Annotated in this window: 24 protein-coding genes; 8 read left to right on the top strand and 16 right to left on the bottom strand. The window is 64.9% G+C overall.

From position 1 onward, the window contains the following. The 4 genes from Q319_RS27305 to Q319_RS0117090 all read right to left on the bottom strand — a co-directional run. On the bottom strand, positions 1-215 hold a 215-nt coding region (locus tag Q319_RS27305; protein ID WP_156039416.1), incomplete at its 3' end, for a helix-turn-helix domain-containing protein. Between the two features lie 51 nt (positions 216-266). Beyond that, positions 267-410, bottom strand: a complete 144-nt coding sequence (locus Q319_RS27310; RefSeq protein WP_156039417.1) for an AAA family ATPase — start codon at positions 408-410, stop codon at positions 267-269. Between the two features lie 16 nt (positions 411-426). Then, complete coding sequence (locus tag Q319_RS0117085) at positions 427-1,425, bottom strand: inorganic phosphate transporter (RefSeq protein WP_029483669.1); 999 nt, start codon at positions 1,423-1,425, stop codon at positions 427-429. Positions 1,426-1,435: 10 nt separating this feature from the next. After that, positions 1,436-2,074 (bottom strand): DUF47 domain-containing protein, encoded by a 639-nt coding sequence (locus Q319_RS0117090; protein WP_029483670.1) that lies wholly within the window; start codon positions 2,072-2,074, stop codon positions 1,436-1,438. Positions 2,075-2,282: 208 nt separating this feature from the next. Between Q319_RS0117090 and Q319_RS0117095 the strand changes: the two genes are divergently transcribed. Together Q319_RS0117095 and Q319_RS0117100 are read left to right on the top strand one after the other, a co-directional pair. Next, the gene (locus Q319_RS0117095) at positions 2,283-2,567 is read left to right on the top strand and encodes a DUF427 domain-containing protein (RefSeq protein ID WP_029483671.1); all 285 of its coding nucleotides are present in this window, start codon (positions 2,283-2,285) and stop codon (positions 2,565-2,567) included. Positions 2,568-2,687: 120 nt separating this feature from the next. Further along, on the top strand, positions 2,688-3,779 hold the full coding sequence (locus Q319_RS0117100; protein ID WP_029483672.1) for a hypothetical protein: 1,092 nt from the start codon (positions 2,688-2,690) through the stop codon (positions 3,777-3,779). Between the two features lie 123 nt (positions 3,780-3,902). Here Q319_RS0117100 and Q319_RS0117105 read toward each other — a convergent pair whose 3' ends face one another. The 6 genes from Q319_RS0117105 to Q319_RS0117130 form a co-directional block, all read right to left on the bottom strand. Then, positions 3,903-4,343 carry a hypothetical protein gene (locus tag Q319_RS0117105; RefSeq protein ID WP_029483673.1) on the bottom strand — a complete coding sequence of 147 codons (441 nt, stop codon included), beginning with the start codon at positions 4,341-4,343 and terminating at the stop codon, positions 3,903-3,905. A 104-nt stretch (positions 4,344-4,447) separates the two neighbouring features. Then, positions 4,448-5,335: a formyltetrahydrofolate deformylase gene (gene purU, locus Q319_RS0117110; RefSeq protein WP_029483674.1), complete on the bottom strand. Its 888-nt coding sequence runs from the start codon at positions 5,333-5,335 to the stop codon at positions 4,448-4,450. A 59-nt stretch (positions 5,336-5,394) separates the two neighbouring features. Next, a complete protein-coding gene (locus Q319_RS0117115) occupies positions 5,395-5,826 on the bottom strand; it encodes a hypothetical protein (protein ID WP_029483675.1) in 432 nt (143 codons plus the stop codon). Between the two features lie 114 nt (positions 5,827-5,940). After that, on the bottom strand, positions 5,941-6,786 hold the full coding sequence (locus Q319_RS0117120) for an aminoglycoside phosphotransferase family protein (RefSeq protein ID WP_029483676.1): 846 nt from the start codon (positions 6,784-6,786) through the stop codon (positions 5,941-5,943). Beyond that, complete coding sequence (locus Q319_RS0117125) at positions 6,770-7,411, bottom strand: nucleoside/nucleotide kinase family protein (RefSeq protein WP_245619326.1); 642 nt, start codon at positions 7,409-7,411, stop codon at positions 6,770-6,772. Before Q319_RS0117125 ends, Q319_RS0117120 begins: the two co-directional genes overlap by 17 nt. Positions 7,412-7,437: 26 nt before the next feature. Continuing rightward, a complete protein-coding gene (locus tag Q319_RS0117130; protein WP_029483678.1) occupies positions 7,438-8,658 on the bottom strand; it encodes a toxic anion resistance protein in 1,221 nt (406 codons plus the stop codon). 87 nt (positions 8,659-8,745) lie between these two features. Here Q319_RS0117130 and Q319_RS0117135 point away from each other — a divergent pair, with 87 nt between their 5' ends. Genes Q319_RS0117135 through Q319_RS0117150 form a run of 4 tightly spaced genes read left to right on the top strand, consistent with a single transcriptional unit; the run spans position 8,746 to position 10,732 of the window. Further along, positions 8,746-9,279, top strand: coding sequence for a GNAT family N-acetyltransferase (locus Q319_RS0117135; protein WP_029483679.1), 534 nt, complete (start codon positions 8,746-8,748; stop codon positions 9,277-9,279). 57 nt (positions 9,280-9,336) lie between these two features. Continuing rightward, on the top strand, positions 9,337-9,798 hold the full coding sequence (locus tag Q319_RS0117140; protein ID WP_029483680.1) for a DMT family transporter: 462 nt from the start codon (positions 9,337-9,339) through the stop codon (positions 9,796-9,798). Then, positions 9,795-10,247, top strand: a complete 453-nt coding sequence (locus Q319_RS0117145; protein ID WP_034415600.1) for a DMT family transporter — start codon at positions 9,795-9,797, stop codon at positions 10,245-10,247. The genes Q319_RS0117140 and Q319_RS0117145 overlap by 4 nt, the downstream gene beginning before the upstream one ends. Continuing rightward, positions 10,244-10,732: a MarR family winged helix-turn-helix transcriptional regulator gene (locus Q319_RS0117150; protein WP_029483682.1), complete on the top strand. Its 489-nt coding sequence runs from the start codon at positions 10,244-10,246 to the stop codon at positions 10,730-10,732. The genes Q319_RS0117145 and Q319_RS0117150 overlap by 4 nt, the downstream gene beginning before the upstream one ends. Positions 10,733-10,843: 111 nt before the next feature. Here the strand turns inward: Q319_RS0117150 and aroA are convergent, their stop codons facing one another. Next, a complete protein-coding gene (gene aroA, locus Q319_RS0117155; protein ID WP_029483683.1) occupies positions 10,844-12,184 on the bottom strand; it encodes a 3-phosphoshikimate 1-carboxyvinyltransferase in 1,341 nt (446 codons plus the stop codon). Positions 12,185-12,697: 513 nt separating this feature from the next. Here aroA and ilvA point away from each other — a divergent pair. After that, positions 12,698-14,248 carry a threonine ammonia-lyase, biosynthetic gene (ilvA, locus tag Q319_RS0117160; RefSeq protein ID WP_029483684.1) on the top strand — a complete coding sequence of 517 codons (1,551 nt, stop codon included), beginning with the start codon at positions 12,698-12,700 and terminating at the stop codon, positions 14,246-14,248. Positions 14,249-14,654: 406 nt separating this feature from the next. On the opposite strand, the gene Q319_RS0117165 is transcribed toward ilvA, so the two are convergent. The 3 genes from Q319_RS0117165 to Q319_RS0117175 are packed head-to-tail and all read right to left on the bottom strand — an operon-like array spanning position 14,655 to position 15,813. Next, positions 14,655-14,918 carry a metal-sensitive transcriptional regulator gene (locus Q319_RS0117165; protein ID WP_029483685.1) on the bottom strand — a complete coding sequence of 88 codons (264 nt, stop codon included), beginning with the start codon at positions 14,916-14,918 and terminating at the stop codon, positions 14,655-14,657. Between the two features lie 59 nt (positions 14,919-14,977). Continuing rightward, positions 14,978-15,586: a DUF305 domain-containing protein gene (locus Q319_RS0117170; protein ID WP_029483686.1), complete on the bottom strand. Its 609-nt coding sequence runs from the start codon at positions 15,584-15,586 to the stop codon at positions 14,978-14,980. Beyond that, a complete protein-coding gene (locus Q319_RS0117175; RefSeq protein ID WP_415814514.1) occupies positions 15,583-15,813 on the bottom strand; it encodes a CopZ family metallochaperone in 231 nt (76 codons plus the stop codon). The genes Q319_RS0117170 and Q319_RS0117175 overlap by 4 nt, the downstream gene beginning before the upstream one ends. Before the next feature lie 175 nt (positions 15,814-15,988). Here Q319_RS0117175 and Q319_RS0117180 point away from each other — a divergent pair, with 175 nt between their 5' ends. Further along, on the top strand, positions 15,989-18,547 hold the full coding sequence (locus Q319_RS0117180; protein ID WP_051655508.1) for a heavy metal translocating P-type ATPase: 2,559 nt from the start codon (positions 15,989-15,991) through the stop codon (positions 18,545-18,547). Between the two features lie 92 nt (positions 18,548-18,639). Here the strand turns inward: Q319_RS0117180 and Q319_RS0117185 are convergent, their stop codons facing one another. Together Q319_RS0117185 and Q319_RS27315 are read right to left on the bottom strand one after the other, a co-directional pair. Beyond that, positions 18,640-19,050, bottom strand: coding sequence for a DoxX family protein (locus Q319_RS0117185; protein WP_029483689.1), 411 nt, complete (start codon positions 19,048-19,050; stop codon positions 18,640-18,642). A 105-nt stretch (positions 19,051-19,155) separates the two neighbouring features. Further along, positions 19,156-19,488, bottom strand: a 333-nt coding sequence (locus tag Q319_RS27315) for a transposase (protein WP_156039418.1), incomplete at its 5' end; no start/stop codon positions are given.

The raw sequence follows: 19,488 nt of genomic DNA on the forward strand, positions 1-19,488 counted from the left end.
CTCTCCTGAATCCTGAGGTGATGGCGACGCTCCTGTTCGTCATGGGCCTGGTGGTGGGCCAGTTCAGCGTCGTAGGGCGAGACGCGGGCCAGTTCGCGCCTGATGGTGGTGCGGTGGAAGCCGAGTTGAGCGGCGATGGCGGGGATGGGTTGCTGGGCCTGGTGAAGTGCCTGGAGCTGATAGCGTAGGGGCAGCGTGAACCGGTGGTAGCACATGCTTTTCTCCTTTGACAGAGAAAGCGTAGCCCCTCCGGGTCACGCTGTGCGCTAGCAACTTGAATCCACCTCCAGCATCACCTGTTTGTAATCATCCTTGCTTATGACGGGCAGAGCGAGTTCACGCCCTAAAAACGCCGCCAGAGTTGTTTTTCCGGCGGCGGGTAGACCAGTAATAATCAGAAGGAGCGGCACGCTCTGTATTCTGCCCCTAGACCCCGATGGCCAGAATGATCTTGTGGATGACCCAGCTCAGCGCGATGCAGGTGGGGATGGTGAACACCCACGCGCTGACGATCTTTCCGGCCACCTGCCACTTGACCTTGCGGAAGCCCTTGGTGGTCCCCACGCCCATGATCGCGGTGCTGATGGTGTGCGTGGTGCTGACCGGAATGCCCAGTTGGCTGGCCGTTTCGATGATCAGCGCCGCACTCGTCTCGGCCACGAAGCCGTCCACGGGCTTGAGGTCCACCACCTTGAAGCCCATCGTCTTGATGATGCGCCAGCCACCCACTGCCGTGCCCAGGCCCATGGCGCCGGCCGCCGACAGAATGACCCACAGCGGCACGGTGCTGATCTGCGTGCCGAAATACGCGCTGAGGGCGAAGGTGATGATGCCCATCGTCTTCTGCGCGTCGTTGCCGCCGTGCGAGAAGGCCATGAAGGCGGCGCTGAAGATCTGCGCCCAGCGGAAGGTGCGCGTGACCGTGCGCGGCTTCATCCACTTCAGGACCAGCCAGGACAGCAGGAACATCAGCACAATGGGGATCATGAAGCCCAGCACCGGGCTGGTCAGCAGACCGGTCAGCGTCTTCTGCACGCCTTTCGGGATGATGATGCCCCAGCCCCCGGCGGCCACACCCGCGCCCACCAGACTGAAGATCAGCGCGTGGCTGGAACTGCTGGGCAGGCCCTTCCACCACGTAAACAGGTTCCAGCCGATGGCGCTCAGAAGGGCCGCGCCCACCAGTTCCAGTGTGGCGAACTCCTGCGAGACGATGTCCTCGCTGACGGTTTTGGCCACCGCCGTGCCAGTCAGTGCCCCCACGACGTTCAGCACCGCCGACATGGCAATGGCCTGGGCAGGGGTCAGAACACGCGTGGCCACCGAGGTGGCGATGGCGTTGGCGGTGTCGTGAAAGCCGTTGATGAAGTCAAAAATCAGCGCCAGCGCGACGATGATGATCAGGCCGATAAGTGCAGGTTCCATCAGGGGCGGCTCAGGCGTTCTTCAGGAGAATGCTCTCCACGGTCTTGGCGACGCGCTGCGCCTGATCGCTGGCGTTCTCGATCAGATCCACGATCTCACCGCTCCGCATCGCCACGATCATGCCCGGCACATCGGTCACGCCGTCGTACAGGATGCGCTGCACCTCGTCGCTGATGTCGTCGCCCTGATCTTCCAGGGCGTAGATCTGCTCGGCAATTTTGGCCAGTTCCCCCACTTTCCCCGTGTCCTCGATCAGCGGCATCCCCTGGACCAGCAGCGCACACTGGGCCTCCACCACGCGGGCCAGCGCGGCCATCTGCGGCAGCGGTTTCTCGATCCGGTACAGGCTGAGCTTGACCGCCGCGTCTTCCATGTCGTCTACCAGATCGTCCAGATCGGCGTTGAGGGCAATGATGTCCTCGCGGTCAAACGGGACGATAAAGGACTCGGCCAGCAGGTTGGTCACCTCGCGCGATAGGCGGTCACCGACGTGTTCCAGATCACGGACGCGCTGCACCTTGGCCTCCACGTCGCTGTAGTTTTCCAGCAGGTCCACGAGCGCCTGGGCGGTGGCGTGGGCATTGCGGGCGGCCTCGGCGAAACGGGCGCTGAACTTGGGGTTGCTGGGCATGAATTTAGATAGAACCATGACAAATCCTCCGTATTGTCCTCTGTTATGTCATGGAATTGTCAGGCGCGGAAAACAGGGCGGGGTGGGTGGCCAGATTTGCCGCCTTACATCCCCACCCAACTCCAATCGGAGTGCTGACAGGTGCGGACCTGACAGGGCGCAAACCTGAGCGCAGATGAAGGCCGGGCGACAGTGTCACCCCCACCCGCCGCCGTACCCTTGACGCATGAAAGCCACCTGGAACGGAACCGTTATCGCGCAGTCGGACCACACAGTCGTCGTGGAGGGCAACCACTACTTTCCCGCAGACAGCGTGAAGGCGGATTACCTGCGCCCCAGCGACACCCACTCGGCCTGCCCGTGGAAGGGGACGGCCAGTTACCACACGCTGGAAGTAGACGGTAAGCGCAACCCCGACGCCGCGTGGTATTACCCCCAACCCAAGGACGCCGCCAGCGAGATCAAAGGCCGCGTGGCCTTCTGGAAGGGCGTGGAGATCACGGCAGACTGAGCCGGAATTGGTCTCTTTGCCGCTCGCATCCGCCCCAATCAGACCGTTCTTGCAAATGACTTGGTTGGAGTCTGGGTCACATCCCCTCGCAGGTCTGAGCGGGCATGACACCATAAGGGCATGACCCAGCCCTCTCCCAGCTTTCCAGAGCTGCCCATCACCGCCGCCGAACTCGCTGCGGCCCGCGCCGGGGTCAGGGTCAGAGGCGGGCGCATCATGGGCGCGCTGGGGGTTCTGGCGGCCCTCTCTGCGCTGGGCGGTCTGCTGGGGGCCTGGGCACTGTGGTGGAGTTTCGGGGAATTGCCACGCTGGCTGGCCTCGCTGAATGAACTCAGCGACGGCGATCTGCCCACGCTGAATGCCGCCGAGCTGGTCCCGGCCTGGGCGCTGCCTTCCCTGCTGGGCCTGGGCCTGCTGGCGACGGCCCTTTACGTGTGGGCCATCTTGGTGGCCCGGCAGACGGTGGGCGCGGTGCGTGACCAGACGCTGAACCCCGGCCCAGACCACGCCAGGGCACTGGAGCGCAGCGTCCGCACCGTGCGGCCCTGGATCATGCTGGGACAGATCGCACCGCTCTTGCAGCTTCTGATCCCGCTGCTGGCGCTGCCACTGACCTTCGGCCTGATCCGGCAACTCGATCCGCAGACCTTCCAGGGCGTCGGTTTCGGCCCGGCAGAGATCGGGGCCATCGTGCTGGGCATGGTGGTCCAGAGCCTGCCCACCGTCATCATCACCTGGCTGATCCTGGCGGCCATTCGGCGCTGGCTGGACGCCGTGGCAGCCCGTGCTAACGCACCTGTGCCAGTACGCCCCGCCGCGCGTGGGGTGGATCCCTGGCTGCTGTTCACGCTGGTGCTGCTGATTCTGGGTCTGGCGGGCTTGCTGCTGGGTCTGGCGGGCTTGCTGCTGGGCAGCCTGCCGCTGCTGGCCGCCTCCGTCTTCGTGGGCGGGGCATCACTCAGCGACCCGGATCTAGTGGCGCTGGGCATCACGCCCGCCACCGTGCGTGGTGTCCTGCTCCTTAGCGCGGCGGCCATGCTGCTGGGCGCGTTCATCTCCCTGCTGCTGACCGTGCTGATGAGCTGGTCACGCGGTTTCGCCGCCAATGTCGCCACCGTACTGGACGCCGGATTGCCTGGGCAGCCCGTGACCTCGGCCCACGATCCCTGGAGCGGCCCGGTGCAACCCGCGCAGGGCCGGGAACCTTATTGAACACACATGGGCGGCAGGGAGCCGGGATCAGCCGCAACACCATAAGGTGTTCAGCCGCAACAGAACGCGAGACAGCGAGCAGGCCGCCCGAACTTTCCAGTGCGGCCCGCCACTTCCACAAGATTACAGGCTGAAGAAGCGCAGCAGCGGCCTCCACCACGGAATCCCTGCCAGCGCCGCCACCAGACTCAGCACGGTCCACAGAGTCATAGCGCGGAATTTGGCCGGGTGGGTGGCCGCGCGTTTGCTCAGGGCCGAAGCCAGGGTGGCAAAGACGGCGGCCAGCACGCCCAGGCCCAGGTGTTCCCACTGGAAGCTGGCCCGCGCCCCCACGAACACCTGAATGTTCTGCGCGCCCAGAAACCCGTACAGCAGCAGCCCCAGCACCAGTTGCAGACTGACGGTGCCCACGAACGCCACCACCGGGCGGCGGTCTGCCGCGACGAAGGCCCGCCCGGAACGGAGGCCCGAGAAACCACGGAACAGCGCCCACACCCCGGCCAGCAGGACCAGCCAGCGGTTGATGTTGTGCAGCGTGAGCAGAATGACGTACAGGGTTGCCATGCGCTCAGCCTACGGGGCGGCGGTGGGCCGGGTCAAAGGCAAAGGGTTGAGTGTGCGGGACAGACGCTTGAGAAGGAGCGTGTCTTCCCTGTCCCACACAGGTTTCAGAACACCACCGTCTTGTTGCCGTGGACCAGTACGCGGTCTTCCACATGGGCCTTGACGGCGCGGGCCAGCACCTGCCGCTCCACATCGCGCCCCAGGCGCATCAGGGTATCGGGGGTTTCGCGGTGCGTGACGGGAATCACGTCCTGCGCGATGATCGGCCCGGCGTCCAGTTCCTCGGTGACGTAGTGGCTGGTTGCGCCGATCAGCTTGACGCCCCGGTTAAACGCCGCGCGGTACGGGTTCGCGCCGATGAAGGCGGGCAGGAAACTGTGGTGGATGTTGATCACGGGCCGCCCGAAGCCGCGCAGGAAATCCCCCGACAGAATCTGCATGTAGCGGGCCAGCACGACGAACTCGGCGTCGACCTCGCGCAGAAGGCGGACCTGTTCGGCCTCGGCCTCGGCCTTATTTTCCTTGCCCACCGGAACAACGTGAAAGGGAATGTCGAACATCTCGGCGTCGCGGCGCAGGTCCTCGTGGTTGCTGATGATCAGGGGGATGGTCACATTCAACTCGCCCCGGCGTTTGCGCCACAGCAGGTCCAGAAAGCAGTGGTCATAGCGGCTGACCAGAATCGCCATGCGCTTCGGCTCGGCGCGGTAGGCCAGCTTCCACTCCATCTGAAAGGGCTGGGCCACCACGCCTGCAAAAGCCCGCTCGAAGCCGTCGCGGGACAGGTCAAGCCCGTCCAGATAGAACTCCATCCGCATAAAAAAGGTGCCGCCCGCCGGATCGGTGCTGTGCTGATCGCTGTGGATGATGTTTGCGCCGTGGTTGTGCAGAAACTGCGACACCGACGCCACGATGCCCCCACGGTCCGGGCAGGTAATGGTCAGTGTCGCAGTGTTCAGGGGATCGGGGACAGAGGCGGGAGCAGCGGTCATGGAGTGCAGGATACGGGAGCGGTGCGCCATCCAGCCCTCGCCTTTTAGCTGTGGGGCAGTTAGCTCAGGCCGCCGCGTGCGTACAGGCCGCCGATGATAAAAGTCATCAGCACGAAGGCCAGCGAGGCCACCGTCAGGCCCAGCGCCTTGACTGAGCTGTCGCGCGCGTCGCGCTTGGGCAGCCAGTAGTACAGCATCATCAGACCCAGCGCACCCAGACCGCCCAGATAATGCACGTACTTCTGCACGGTGCCCAGCCCCTGATCCAGCAACTTGATGCCAATCAGCGCCTGAACCATCAACGCAATCTGAAAGGCGATTAGGGCTGCGTTCTGCCACCCGCCCAGCGACGAGGAGGCTGAGGCGCTGGCCCCCGCCGTCTTGAGTGTCAGCAGGCCGCGCCAGTTGAGAAGAACGGTGGCGATGGCCGCCAGCACGACGATGCCGCCGACGGCGTTGTGAAGGGCAGGCTGAATGATGATCTCGTCCATGATTTTGAACTCCTTGAAGGGTGGCAGGTTAATTACTTACCGGTAGGTAAGCTTGAGGGCCAGCCTATCCGCTTTCAGCACCACCGTCAAGGGACCTCCACCCGGCCTAAACACTCAACCCAGACGATCCAGACAGCTCCGCGCGAAGGCGGCGGCCTCAGCCAGGCGTTGCGGGCGGCCCTGTTCGGCGGCGCGGCCCGCGCGGTGAAAGGCCAGCAACACACCGAGCAGCGCCGCATTCCGGTCACAGCGCAGCGAGGCCGCCTCAGCCACAAGTTCCGCCGCGTTCCAGCCGTGGAAATAAGCCACGCTGGCGACGTCCCAGGCGGGCGGACCGATGGCCGCGTCCCCGAAGTCCAGCAGCGCCCACAGTCGTCCAGCCTGCCAGCGAAACTGCCCGGCGTGCAGATCGGTGTGACACAGCGCAGAAGGGGTTTCGGTCACCTGCCCCAGCTCCGGCTCCAGCGCGGCCAGTGGGGGGGCGAGGTCCGGCGCGTGGTGGATCAGCGGCTGGGCGGACAGCCTGCCCCCATTGAGCGGCCACGCTTTCAGGCGGGTGCGGAGGCCGTCTGCCGGAGTGGAAGCGACGCCCTGAAAATCTCCACCCCGGTCTACCAGCACTCCGAATCCAGCGTGAGGCAGGACATGCAGTACGCCCAGCGCCCGTCCCAGATCAGCCCAGCCTTCGCGTGACGGTCCCGCATCATCTCCAGCCACAAAGCTTTCCAGACTGAAGGCCCGCCCAGAGGGCAGCCAGCCGACTTCCAGCACTTCGGGCACAGGCACGCCAGCAGCAGACAGCGCCCGCATGACACTCGCCTGCGAAGAGAGCCGCGCCTCTGGACCGTGCGCCAGCCGCAGCACCCGCTCCCCATCTGTGTAGACCTCGCAAGTCGCCCCAGCCGCCAGAAACCGCGCCGTGGGGCCGAGGACGGACCGCGCCTCAGCTTCTGGCTGCATCGGAAACGATGAATGGGGCGTTCAGATCGTTGTTGTCCAGCACCACGCCTGCCCACTTTTCCGGGTTAGCTTCGCGGAAATACAATTCATTTCCGCCGATATACCGCCGATTGCTTTCCGCTGCCGGATCAGGCGAGCCGAAGCCGGGGCCGCGCGCCGCGCCACGTGGAACGGATACAGCAAAATCCACCCGCAGAAAAACGGAGTCGTCCCACACGCCGCGCAACTCCGGGCGGTGCAGGAACAGACCGTCCACGATCAGGATGCTGCCGGGAGGGGCGGTCAATTCTGTTTGAGAGACGGGTTGATCTGTCTCCACATCAAACATCGCTGTGCGGTAACGCAACGAGCCGTCCGGCCCCAACGGATCCAGCAGCGCCCGCCTCAGTCCGGCGTAGTCGTAGGAGTCGCGGTAAAAGCCTTCGGGCGAGTCCCGACCCAGGCGGTAGCGCACGGCACGCGGCTGGTGGAAGCCGTCCACGCTGGCGCGGATGACCTCGCGGCCCACACTTCCGAGACTGGCGGCTAGCTCGTCGGCAAACGTCGTCTTCCCTGCGCCGTCTACCCCGTCCACGGCGACACGCAGGACGGGACAGGCAGGCTGGGCATCGAGCTTCGCGGCCAACGTTCCCAGCACTGTCTGACGGGCGTTCAGAGCTTCAGCTCACCGTCTCTGGACACGTTCAGGTCCTGGGCCACCTCGCGGGCCGCCCCCTGGCGTTCGCGGTCCAGGTAGGTCTGGGCCTGGGCCACCTCCTTGTCCAGCACCTGCATGGTCTCGCTGAAGCGCTCCAGCGCCTGCTGACGGTAGGTGCTGATGGCGTCCAGTGCGCCATACACGTCGCGGAAGGCCCCCTGAATGATCTGCGGGTCCACCGTGGCGCTGCCCGCCTGCCGCTGAATCTCGGTGGACTGCTGCTTCAGGAGGCTGGCGGTGCTGCCGATCATCTTGCCCGTCGTGTCGTTGATGGCCGTGATCTGCCCCAGTACTGCGCCCTGCGTCCCCAGCGCCTGCGAGACCATCAATGCAGTTTTGAGGGCGCTGACGGTGGTGGTGGTGGCCCGGTCCACGCCCTTGATCAGTTCCAGATTGTTGCGCCGCACCAGATCGAGGGCGAGGTAGCCCTGAATGCTGACGGCGAGTTGGGTGAGCAGATCGGTGACGCGCTGGCGCACCGCGAACAGCAATTCCTCGCTGACCATGCGGGCCTTCTCGGGGTCCGTCGTCGCCAGTTCGGACAACCGCTCGGTCAGGGCCGTGTCCACCGCCTTGCCGACGTGGGCGTACTGCCGGAGCTTTTGCATGGTCTCCCACAGGTGCAGTTTCTCGGTCTCGATGGTGGCATTGTCGCGCCTCAGCTCATCCTGACCCCGGTAGAGTGATTCCAGAATGCCGTTCAGGTGCGACTGGGCACTCTGATACTTGTCCATCGCGTTCTGCACCTTCTTGGCCCCTGGCAGGATGCCAAACAGGCGGCGAGGCGTGGGGGCGCGGCTGGGATCCAGATCCTCCACGGTGCGCCGCAGTTCGGTCAGGCCATTGAGAATGTCGCTGCCCTCGGCCAGTGCGCCGCTGCGGGTGGCACGCAGGGGGCGGTCCAGCATGCGGTTGCTGGTCTGCGCCGCCGCGCGTTGCTCGGGCAGGCCCAGATCATGCACGGCGTCCAGCTTGCGCTTGAATTCCGGGCTGTGCGCCCCAGAATTCAACACGTCCAGAGCGAAGGCGCGGGCCATACCGTCCAGGCGGGTGCGGTCCTCATTGGACAGCGGCACCATTTCGGGCGCGTCCACCGGGGCCACGTTCTTGACGGCCTCCGGCGCGCTCAGGGAAGTTTCGGGCGGGATCAGCGGGCCGGGTTTGCCATCGGTCATGCTCTCTATTACGCACCAAGACAGTGAGGGGTTGCATCCGGCAAAAGGCGTAAGGGGTTGGGGAAAGATGTGGAAGACTCGTGCCACATGCCAGACCTGACCCTGCGTGAGCGCCGCCCTGACGATCTGGCCGTGGAGTGGCGCTGGTCACACGCCGAGGTAGACCCGGAATGGAAGCTCTGGGACGGCCCGTATTTTCACACTCAGCACAAAACGCAATCTCTCACCCTGGCGGAATTCATGGAGCGGGCTGCTCACAAGCCACCATCATCCAATCGGAAAATCATCGCGCTGGATGACGTGTGCATCGGCCTCGTCACCCGTTCGGAGGAGGCTCCAGAGGGCGGCGGCTGGTGGGAACTGGGCATCGTCATTTACGATCCGGCCTACTGGGGCGGCGGCCTGGGCACCCGCGCTCTGACGCTCTGGACAGCAACCACCTTTGCCGAAACGGACGCACACGTCATCACCCTGACCACCTGGGGAGGCAACGAACGAATGGTCCGCGCCGCAGAGAGGGCTGGCTACCGCGAATGCGCCCGCATCCCAGAGGCACGAGCATGGAATGGGCGACGCTGGGACAGCGTGAAACTGGCATCTCTGCATCCAGAATCGCATTGAGCCGCACTCAAGCTCATTCTTTCGCCAGAAAACAGTTTACCGGTGTAACATCCGAGTATGATTGCCGAATCCAGACGCGCCCCCTTCCTTCTCCTGGCGGTGGCTGCCGGAACCCTGTTGCCCATGCAGTTCGCCGTGAACAGTGCGCTGGCAGGCGAACTGCACTCGGTGACGTTGACAGCGGGCCTGTCGTATCTGGTGGGCGCAGTGGCGCTGGGCATCGTGCTGGCGCTGCTGCGGGTACGGCCCAACTGGACGGCGGCAGCGACTGCTCCGCGCTGGGTGTGGCTGGGCGGCGTGGTGGGCAGCGCCTACGTGGTGGGCAGCGTGGTCCTGACCCGGCTGCTGGGCGCGGCCCTGGCCACCACGTTCGTGATTGCCGCACAGGTGCTGACCGCGCTGGCGCTGGATCATTTTGGCGCGCTGGGGCTGCCACGCAGACGGATGAACCGCACGCGCACGCTGGCCGTGCTGCTGGTGCTGGCGGCGCTGGCGCTGCGGCTGTGGGGGCTGGCATGAGTCTGGTGGCCCTGCTGGCAACCATCGGTGCGGGCATCGGCCTGTCGGCGGGGCTGGCCTTTAACCTGCGGCTGGCAGCCGTCCTGGGTTCGCCGCTGATCGCCACGTTTGTTACGTTCTGGGTGGGTGCGGCGCTGCTGATCTCGCTATGGGCGCTGGGACTGGACGGCGCACGGCCTGACACCTGGCCCGCACTGTGGACACTGGTTGGCGGCCTGCTGGGCGTCACCTACGTCACCCTGAGCCTGATCACGGGCGCGCGGCTGGGGGCCGGGGCCAGCACGGTGGCGGTCACGCTGGGACAGGTTGTGGGGGCGGCCATCATCACGGGCCTGGGCTGGCTGGGACAGACCGCGCAGCCCCCCACCCTGGCCGGAATTCTGAGCGCGGCGCTGCTGCTGGGCGCGGTGGGCCTGCTGGCCGCTGACCGCCAGAGGAAGCAGCAATGAAGGGCGCATCTACCGCCGAACTCCTGGCCCGGATTGAGCGCGACTGGCACGCGGCGCGGCCCGACTTGAACCCGGAGCCGATGCTGACGGTGATCGCGGTACAGCGCACATCTGGCCTGCTTCAAACCGAGCTGGAGGCATTTTTTGCCCAGCACAGTCTCACGCCGTCTGCCTTTGATGTGCTGGCCACGCTGCGCCGCTCCGCCCCGCCCGAAGGATTGACGCTGGGAGAACTGGCCGCGCTGATGGCGATCACGCCGCCCGCCGTGACGAAGCGGGTGGACGTTTTGATGGAACGTGGACTTGTGGAACGGCTCCCCCACCCCTCAGACCGCCGCGCCATTCGCGCCCGCCTGACCGCGACGGGATTTGAGCTGGTGGATGGTCTCCTGACCGCCCATCTTGAAAACGAGGAACGGCTGCTCTCGGAGCTGAGCGGCGACGAGAGACGGACCCTCAGAACACTGCTGGGGCGGATTCGCTGAGGCTTACTTCCCCAAGGACTGGATACGCCCGCCGTCTACGGCCACCATCCGGGCATGAGCGGGCGCGGCCAGTCAGCTCAAGGGCGAGAAGCTACCGTTCCATTCCGAGCGTTAATGCGTGTCCGTCTGCAGATACTCAAACCGCGCTCCCAGGTCTTCCAGGTGGCGGAAGAACAGCGGATAGCTCTTGCGAATATGGTGCGCGCCCGTGATGCGGATGGGCGCTTCCGCCCGCAGCCCAAGCAGGGTCAGCAGCATGATCATGCGGTGATCGCCGTGCCCGTCGGCGGTGATGCCCCCGGCAATTTTGCCCGTCCCGGTGATGCTCAGGCTGTCTGCCGTCTCGGTGGCGTGGATGCCCAGCCGCTCCAGCTCGCGCCGCGTGTCGCTGATGCGGTCACATTCCTTGAGACGCAGGGTAGACACATTTTCCCAGGTGGTCATGCCTTTCGCGAGGGCAGCAGCGGCGGTCAATGCCTGCACCGCGTCGGTAAAACCGTCCCCGTCGCGCGTGACGGCATTCAGAGGCTGGCCTCCACGCACGATCAATGTATCCCCCTCGCGCACGATGTCCGCGCCCATCTCGCGCAGCACGGCCACCGCCTCACGTTCGCCCTGAAGGTCATTTTCACGCAGGTTGCCCAGACGGACCTCACCGGGCAGCAGTGCCGCCGCCGCCAGAATGGCTGCCGAACCGGGGTAATCGCCTGGAACGGACACGCGCCCCGCCCCGTACTTCTGCCCGCCGGGAATGGAAATCCGGCTGAGGTCCTCACTGGCGCTGAAGCGCACGCCGAAAGCACTCAGCGTGTCCAGCGTCTGCCGCAGCGGGGCGTGGCTCTTGATCTGCCCGGTCAGGCGCAGGTCCAGGCCACGGGGGAGCAGCGGTCCCAGGAAGATCAGGGCGCTGGCGTACTGGCTGGACTTCTCAGCACTGACCTCCACTGTTCCGCCCTGGACGGGTCCGCTGATGGTCAGAGGCAATCTCCCTCCGTTGCTGCCCACGCGTGCGCCCAGGCGTTCCAGCGCCGCCAGCAAATCACCCTGCGGACGCTTGCCCAGCGAGTCGGGGTAATCGGTGATGAAGGTGGTATCGGTGGTCAGCGCCGCCACGCCCATCAGAAAGCGGGCCACTGCGCCCGCATTGCCGGGGTTGAGGGTCACGCCCACACGGGGGGCCGCGCCGAATCCCCGGATCACGGCGTCGCCGCCCACCAACGTCACGCCCGCACCCCAGTCTTCCAGGCAGCGCAGCATGGCCCCGGCATCCTCACTGGTGGCGATGCCCACCACGCGGGTTTCACCTTCCGCCAGCGCCGCCGCCAGCAGATAGCGCGTGGTGTAGTTCTTGCTGGGCTGGGCGCGCAGCTCGCCGTTCAGGGCCTGGGCCGGGTGGACGAGAACATCGAACGTTTCTGGTAATTCGGGAGTGGGCACGCCATCTGGACTCATGCGGGCAGGCTAGCGCCGGAAGGCAACGCAGGCGGGGCGGCTGTCTGGAGGAAGGACCGCCCCCATGACGGCCAGCTCCCAGCGAAAGCAGAGTCAGATGGAGAAGAACCGATGGATGCCAGTCCTTCAAACTCTCTACAGCCCAGAAAGCCACCACCGAAGCCGCAACCGAAGGCCGTCGGGCGCGAAGCGGACGGGCCGCATTCAGCGTGACGGAGCAGGGCATCAGACCCGGATACAGCCGCCCTCTCCCGCCCAAAACGCCCACAAACTCGTGCCTAGCGCAGCGCTGCTCCCCCTGCCCCCCCGGGGTAGGGGGCTGGGGGGCGGGGTATCCCTTGTCTACCTCTCAAACGCCTCTCCCCCGCACGTCTCCCCTATCCTCACCCTTATGAACGCCGCGCGAATTATTGGCAGGTCAGGGGAAGGCACCTGACAGCCGCCGCGCTGCCCAGAGTCCCCCCCGCCACCGACGCGGGGGCTTTTTTTGCATTCAGTACGGAGGACAGACCCATGATCCAGCCCCAGGAATTTGAACCCGGCCAGATGACCGCGATGGACGTGCTGCGTCTCGCCCTGACCGGCAAGGTGTACGGCGCGGCCATCGAAACCCCGATCAGTGCCGCCCCCGGCCTGAGCAGGCGCAGCGGCAACCGCGTGCTTCTCAAGCGCGAGGACCTGCAACCGATCTTCTCGTTCAAACTGCGCGGCGCGTACAACAAAATGGCGCAACTCTCGACCCAGCAGCGGGAAAGGGGCGTGATCACGGCCTCGGCGGGCAACCACGCGCAGGGAGTGGCCTACGCCGCGCAGGAATTGAAGATGCGCGCGGTGATCGTGATGCCCGCCACGACGCCCGAGATCAAGATCGAGGGCTGCCGCGCCCGTGGGGCCGAGGTCATCCTGCACGGCGACAGCTTCAGCGACGCCGAAACCCACGCCTACGCGCTGCAAAAGGAGCTGGGGCTGACCTTCGTGCATCCCTTCGACGATCCCCTGGTACTGGCCGGGCAGGGCACGGTGGCGCTGGAACTGCTGCGGCAGGTGGAAACGGGCAACGGCTACACCGTCTTCGTTCCGGTGGGCGGCGGCGGATTGATCGCGGGTGTGGCCAGCGTCATCAAGGCCTTGCGTCCCGACGTGAAGGTGGTGGGCGTGGAGCCGGACGACAGCGACGCCATGTACCAGAGTTTGCAGGCCGACACGCGCGTGCGGCTGGATTCGGTGGGCATCTTTGTGGATGGGGTGGCGGTCAAGCAGGTGGGGGCCTACACCTTTGACCTGACCCGGCGCTACGTGGACGACTGGGTGCGCGTGAATACCGATCAGGTCTGCGCGGCCATCAAGGACGTGTTCGACGACACCCGCGCCGTGATGGAACCTGCTGGGGCGCTGGCGGTGGCGGGCCTCAAGAAGTATGCGCAGGAGAGGGGTCTCAAGGATGAAACCCTGGTGGCCCTGACCTGCGGCGCGAACGTCAACTTTGACCGCCTGCGCCACGTCTCGGAGCGGGCCGAGATTGGGGAACAGCGCGAGGCGATTCTGGCCGTGACCATTCCTGAACGGGCCGGGGCCTTCCGCGAATTTATCGAGGTGATCGGCGCGCGGGCCGTGACCGAGTTCAATTACCGCTACGCCCCCCGCAGCGAGGCGCAGATCTTCGTGGGCGTGCAACTGGCCTCTGCGGGGCAGCGCGGCGAACTGGTGAACACCCTGACCGCGCGGGGCTACGCCGTGACTGATCTGACGGGCGACGAACTGGCAAAAGTCCATGTGCGCCATATGGTGGGGGGCCGCGCCCCGGAGGCCCAGGGCGAGCGCGTCTACTCGTTTACCTTCCCCGAACGCCCCGGCGCGCTGCTGGAATTCCTGACGCATCTGCACGGGCGCTGGAACATCAGCCTGTTTCACTACCGCAACCACGGCAGCGCCCACGGGCGGGTGCTGGCCGGGATTCAGGTGCCGGAAGGGGATGGGGCCGACTTCACCGAGTTCCTGCGCGGTCTGGGGTATCCCGCCGACGAGATGACGCAGAATCCAGCATACCGGCTGTTTCTGACCTGAAGTGTTCGGGCTTGGGTCTGGGATTCAACAGAATTGCGGGTTTCAGAATGCTCCGCTCCCCTATCTCGAAAACTCAGTGTCTCAACGCTGTTAGCACACCTTCGATTCTTTTCCCGAATTGATCACACCTGTCCGATTTCGCCAGTTCGGGATGGCGGTGAGTCTGGGCTTCGCCCCCCGTAGAGGTTTTTCAGATTGTGCGGATGCAAATTCTGGCTTGGAGGCAACAGCTCACCCGATCTCGCCACAATACGGACTCCGATTGAATCGTTTACAAAATTGATGGAAATCCGAGCGGACGCGAGAAGGAAAGAAACGAGTTCCGGGCGTGGAGTTGGCAAACTGGAGCTGTCTCGGTTTGTCAACCAAACAAACGGAATCCGTATAACAGGTCATTTTCCGGTCTTCAGCGGTAACGCAAAGCTTCCATCACTTCTTCCACCAGTTCCACGCTGTCGCCGCGCCCAGCAGAGGTGGCCACATGCGCTTCCAGATGACCGCGCAACACCACGTCGCCCGCGCCGCTGAGTGCGCCCTGCACAGCCTTGATCTGCCGCAGCACGTCCACGCAGTACACTTCGGGATCATCCAGCATCCGCACGATGCTGTCCAGATGACCGCGGGCGATGCTCAGGCGGCGGCGGGCGCGTTTGCGGGCGTCCTCCGGCATACACAGCTTGCCTTCTGCGTGGCAGTGGGGGGAGGCAGTCTCGATCACGTCATCGTCGGTCATTTCACGACTTTCAGCCAGGCGGTGTACTGGTTGATCTCGGCCTGCTGCGCCTTGATGATCTCTGCGGCGAGCTTGCGGACCTGGGCATTCTGCGTACGCGTGGGAACCAGCCTGGACATCTCCACCGCGCCCTGATGGTGCGGAATCATGCCTTCCAGGAACCAGCGGTCTGTGCTGCCCATGCCAGCCATTGGCATCGGCATAGACATGGATTTGGGCATGTACGCCTGCCCCGTCCAGGTCTTGATCCAGCCCTTCATCAGCGCGATTTCTTTTTGCTGGGAAACGATGACCTTCTGCGCGGCGGCCTTTACGCGGGCGTCCTGACCACTCCTGACTTCCATGCGGGCCATGTCCAGCGCCATCTGGTGATGATCGGTCATGAGCTGGGCAAAACGAATATCAAAGGCGCGGCCTTTCAGGGGCTTTAGCTCCTTGTTCATACCATCGCCCATGACCTTCATGGAGTCGGCCACGGAACCAGACATCTGCATTCCGCTGTGATCCATGCCAGACATGGGGCCGCCCGCCGAACCCGCGTTAACGCAGCCAGCGCTCATCAGACCGGCCAGAGCCAGCGCTCGCAAGCTCAGGCCCAGTTTCATGCACCTGCCCCGGCGGACGCCACCTGTGCGGCGTACCCCTCTTCGGCCACGGCGCTGATCATGGCCCCGGTGTCGGCGTCGCCGTGGACGGTGGCCTTGCCGCCTGCCAGGTCAACCTGCACGTCATGCACGCCCGTCACGCCCTTGAGCGCCTTTTCCACGGCTTTCACGCAGTGGCCGCAGGTCATGCCGTCAACTTTCAGTTCAGTGGTCATGGTATTTGTCATAGATGGATTTTAGACCCTGGGGGGGAGGGAGGTCAAGAGTGGAGAGATCCAAGGATCAAGAGTTTAAGAGCGGAAGAGGGCTGTTTAGTTGTCTCAATCGGTAGAAAGATGATCTCTAAACGTCTTCCGACATTTTCACCTTGCCTTACCCTCCCCAGGGGGATAGAATATTTTCATGACGACGAAGACTCCCCAACTCAAGACGCTCAGCCTGGACGTGGGCGGGATGACCTGCGCGGCCTGTGTGGGCCGGGTGGAACGTGGGCTGAAGAAGGTGGACGGCGTGCAGGACGCCGCCGTGAATCTGGCGACGGAGCGGGCCAGCGTAACCTATGACCCGGCGCTCACAAACGCAGCCCAACTCGCGCAGACCGTGAAGGACACTGGCTACGAAACGCGCACGGCGGAACTTTCCTTTCCAGTGGAGGGCATGACCTGCGCGGCATGTGTGGGACGGGTGGAACGCGGCTTGCAGAAGGCCGAGGGCGTGCTGAGCGCCAGCGTCAACCTCGCCACCGAGCGGGCAAACGTGACGTACCTGCCCGCCGCCACCTCTCCTGCCGCGCTGCGAGAAGCCGTGCGCGAAGCAGGGTACGACGTGCCGGACGAGGCCACGCAGTCTCAATCACGGCTGGACGCAGACCGGGCCAGAAAAGCGGAGGAAATTGCGGCGCTGCGGCGTTCGGTGATCCTCGCCGCCGCCTTCAGCATTCCGCTGTTCATCCTGGCGATGCTGCCGATGGTCTGGCCTGCGCTGGACATGTGGCTGATGGACCGCGTGGGCATGGGAACGCTGAACTGGGTGATGCTGGCGCTGGCCGCCCCGGTGCAGTTCGGCCCCGGACGACGCTTTTACCGCTCCGGCTGGGCGGCCCTGAAGCACCGCAGCCCGGACATGAACACGCTGGTGATGCTGGGCACCTCTGCGGCCTTCGGGTACTCGCTGCTGGTCACCCTTGCCCCCGGCCTCTTCCCGGTGGGCAGCGCGCATGTGTACTACGAGGCGTCCGGCGTGGTCATCACGCTGATCCTGCTGGGCAAACTGTTTGAGGCGCTGGCGAAAGGCCGCAGCAGCGAGGCCATGCGAACGCTGCTGGCCCTGCAACCCAACGTGGCCCGCGTGCAGCGTGATGGCGGCGTGGTGGAAGTGCCCGCCGACGACGTGCGCCTGGGCGACTTGGTGCTGGTGCGCTCTGGCGAACGCCTCCCTGTGGACGGCGAGGTGGTGGACGGCAGCAGCTACGTGGACGAATCCATGCTGACGGGCGAGAGCATTCCCGTGCAGAAAACAGCAGGGGCGAAGGTCACGGGCGGCACGGTCAACGGCACGGGCGCACTGACCTTCCGGGCCACGGGTGTGGGGGCCGACACCGCGCTGTCCCGCATTATCCGCATGGTGGAGGACGCGCAGGCCAGCCGCCCGCCGATTCAGGGTCTGGCAGACCGCGTGGTGGCTGTGTTCGTCCCGGTGGTGCTGGTGATCGCCGCCGTGACCTTCGCGGTCTGGATGTTTATTGGCGGGGAGGGTGCGCTGGCGAACGCGCTGGTTCACACGGTGGCCGTGCTGATCATCGCCTGCCCATGCGCGATGGGCCTTGCCACCCCCGTCAGCATCATGGTGGGCAGCGGGCGGGCCGCGCAGATGGGCGTCCTGTTCCGCAGCGGGGCCGCGCTGGAAGGTCTGGGAGCCGCGCAGGTGGTGGCCGTGGACAAGACTGGAACGGTCACGCAGGGACGGCCCGAAGTGACAGAAGTCGTTGCCGTGGGCCGCTGGCAGCAGACAGAAGACGAACTGCTCCGACTGACCGCTGCTGCCGAGTCTTCCTCCGAACACCCCCTGGCACGGGCGATTGAGCGGGCGGCGCTAGGTCAGGAGAACAACGTCAACACCCTCTCCCCCGCCAGCGACTTTCAGGCAATTCCCGGCTACGGCGTACAGGCCAACGTGAACGGCCAGCGCATAGAGGTTGGTGCGGCCCGCTACATGGCGAAACTGGGTCTGGAGTTGGGCGATTTGGAGACTCAGGCCGACGCTCTGGCAAAACGCGGACGTACTCCCGTTTTTATCGCCGTGGACGGCCAGCTTGCCGGGCTGCTGGGTGTGGCCGATCCGGTGCGCGTGGGCAGCGTGGACGCCATCCGCATCTTGCAGCAGCAGGGAACTGAAGTCGCCATGATTACGGGCGACACCCGCGCCACCGCGCAGGCTGTGGCCGCTGAAGTCGGCATTGAGCGCGTGCTGGCCGAAGTGCTGCCCGAAGGCAAATCGGACGCCGTGCAGAAGCTTCAGGCTGGGGGCCGCAAGGTGGCCTTTGTCGGCGACGGTATCAATGACGCCCCCGCTCTGGCCCGCGCGGATGTGGGCGTGGCGATTGGCACCGGAACGGATGTGGCCGTGGAAACGGCGGATGTGATCCTGATGTCGGGCGATCTGCGCGGCGTGCCGAACGCCATCGCCCTCTCGCGGGCCACGCTGCGGAACATCCGGGTCAACCTGTTCTGGGCCTTCGGCTACAATATCCTGCTCATTCCGGTGGCGGCGGGCGTACTGGCAGCGTGGAATATCAGCCTCTCCCCGGTGCTGGCGGCGGCAGCGATGGGCCTGAGCAGCGTCTTCGTGCTGAGCAATGCGCTGCGGTTGCGGGGGTTCAGACCACCGCTGGGGGGCGAGGGGCAGGCGGCTCCACGTCCGGGCAGCGTGGCGACACCGAAGCTCACGCCTCCAGTTTCCTGAACCCGTTTCCCTGCTCGAAAATAAGTGGCAATTCAGCGGCGGACCTGATCAACAGAGGTCCGCCGTTCTTCTTGAGTCTGATTGTGTGGGTTTTAGCCCTTCTTCCGCGCCGCCCACGCCCCGGTACTCCACAGCGCCCAGGCAATCAGCACCGGCTGAAAGAACAGGCGGATCAGACGTTTGCGGTCCGTGTCCAGCCCGAAGGCGTCGCTGTGGGTCAGGTACTGCGAGATGTTGCCGGGAAACACCGCCACGAAGAAGGCGGCCATGGTCCAGCCCACTGTCACCCGCTGTCTGGGCAGCGCCATCAGGGCCACGCCCATTCCGATCTCCACCACGCCAGAGGCCAGCACTACAAAATCCTTGTTCAGCGGCAAAAAATCGGGCACCTGCGCCTGAAAATTCTGACGCAGAAAGGTCAGGTGGCCGGTTCCCGCGAAGGCGAGGGCCGCGCCCAGCAACACGCGGGCGGCAGTCTGAATGGGGGATACGGGGGCAGTCATGGTCAGCAGTGTGACATGCCGCGCCGGACCGTTCCATCTTTGTGTTCCGCAGATGCACCCTGCGGCCCGCCCACCTCCGACATTTCAGTACCGGACAACTTGCGTTTAAGTGGCGCTGGGTGCGGAGAAAGGTTGATTTAAGAGGCCGAAGTATATTTCGGCCTGTGGGTGATCCCATCTCAGCGCTCTCGCCAGATATTGCCAGCCATACTGGACCACGCTGACTGCGCGACGACCATGCGCTTTGACTGGAATTGGTTTGGACGCATTCATCCAGACGCCCACCCGCAGACAGCACACCCAGGCCAGCGTGACCAGTCCAAACAACCGCTCTAATCGGTCAGCGTGGGTCACCGCTGACCGTTCCAGGTCAAAGCCACGCGACTTCATGCTGCTGAACGTACACTCGATGCTCCAGCGCAATCGGTACACCGCCCA

Origin of the sequence: Deinococcus marmoris DSM 12784, from assembly GCF_000701405.1 — a bacterium.
In the GTDB taxonomy this organism is placed as follows: Bacteria; Deinococcota; Deinococci; order Deinococcales; family Deinococcaceae; genus Deinococcus; species Deinococcus marmoris.

Excerpts from the sequence above, each read along its gene's own strand:
- Q319_RS0117170 (WP_029483686.1), bottom strand. The coding sequence starts at position 15,586 with ATGAAACTGGGCCTGAGCTTGCGAGCGCTGGCTCTGGCCGGTCTGATG.
- Q319_RS0117175 (WP_415814514.1), bottom strand. The coding sequence starts at position 15,813 with ATGACAAATACCATGACCACTGAACTGAAAGTTGACGGCATGACCTGC.
- Q319_RS0117135 (WP_029483679.1), top strand. The coding sequence starts at position 8,746 with ATGCCAGACCTGACCCTGCGTGAGCGCCGCCCTGACGATCTGGCCGTG.
- Q319_RS0117140 (WP_029483680.1), top strand. The coding sequence starts at position 9,337 with ATGATTGCCGAATCCAGACGCGCCCCCTTCCTTCTCCTGGCGGTGGCT.
- Q319_RS0117130 (WP_029483678.1), bottom strand. The coding sequence starts at position 8,658 with ATGACCGATGGCAAACCCGGCCCGCTGATCCCGCCCGAAACTTCCCTG.
- Q319_RS0117165 (WP_029483685.1), bottom strand. The coding sequence starts at position 14,918 with ATGCCGGAGGACGCCCGCAAACGCGCCCGCCGCCGCCTGAGCATCGCC.
- Q319_RS0117150 (WP_029483682.1), top strand. The coding sequence starts at position 10,244 with ATGAAGGGCGCATCTACCGCCGAACTCCTGGCCCGGATTGAGCGCGAC.
- Q319_RS0117145 (WP_034415600.1), top strand. The coding sequence starts at position 9,795 with ATGAGTCTGGTGGCCCTGCTGGCAACCATCGGTGCGGGCATCGGCCTG.
- Q319_RS0117085 (WP_029483669.1), bottom strand. The coding sequence starts at position 1,425 with ATGGAACCTGCACTTATCGGCCTGATCATCATCGTCGCGCTGGCGCTG.
- Q319_RS0117105 (WP_029483673.1), bottom strand. The coding sequence starts at position 4,343 with ATGGCAACCCTGTACGTCATTCTGCTCACGCTGCACAACATCAACCGC.
- Q319_RS0117120 (WP_029483676.1), bottom strand. The coding sequence starts at position 6,786 with ATGCAGCCAGAAGCTGAGGCGCGGTCCGTCCTCGGCCCCACGGCGCGG.
- purU (WP_029483674.1), bottom strand. The coding sequence starts at position 5,335 with ATGACCGCTGCTCCCGCCTCTGTCCCCGATCCCCTGAACACTGCGACA.
- Q319_RS0117090 (WP_029483670.1), bottom strand. The coding sequence starts at position 2,074 with ATGGTTCTATCTAAATTCATGCCCAGCAACCCCAAGTTCAGCGCCCGT.
- ilvA (WP_029483684.1), top strand. The coding sequence starts at position 12,698 with ATGATCCAGCCCCAGGAATTTGAACCCGGCCAGATGACCGCGATGGAC.
- aroA (WP_029483683.1), bottom strand. The coding sequence starts at position 12,184 with ATGAGTCCAGATGGCGTGCCCACTCCCGAATTACCAGAAACGTTCGAT.
- Q319_RS0117100 (WP_029483672.1), top strand. The coding sequence starts at position 2,688 with ATGACCCAGCCCTCTCCCAGCTTTCCAGAGCTGCCCATCACCGCCGCC.
- Q319_RS0117095 (WP_029483671.1), top strand. The coding sequence starts at position 2,283 with ATGAAAGCCACCTGGAACGGAACCGTTATCGCGCAGTCGGACCACACA.
- Q319_RS0117185 (WP_029483689.1), bottom strand. The coding sequence starts at position 19,050 with ATGACTGCCCCCGTATCCCCCATTCAGACTGCCGCCCGCGTGTTGCTG.
- Q319_RS0117180 (WP_051655508.1), top strand. The coding sequence starts at position 15,989 with ATGACGACGAAGACTCCCCAACTCAAGACGCTCAGCCTGGACGTGGGC.
- Q319_RS0117115 (WP_029483675.1), bottom strand. The coding sequence starts at position 5,826 with ATGGACGAGATCATCATTCAGCCTGCCCTTCACAACGCCGTCGGCGGC.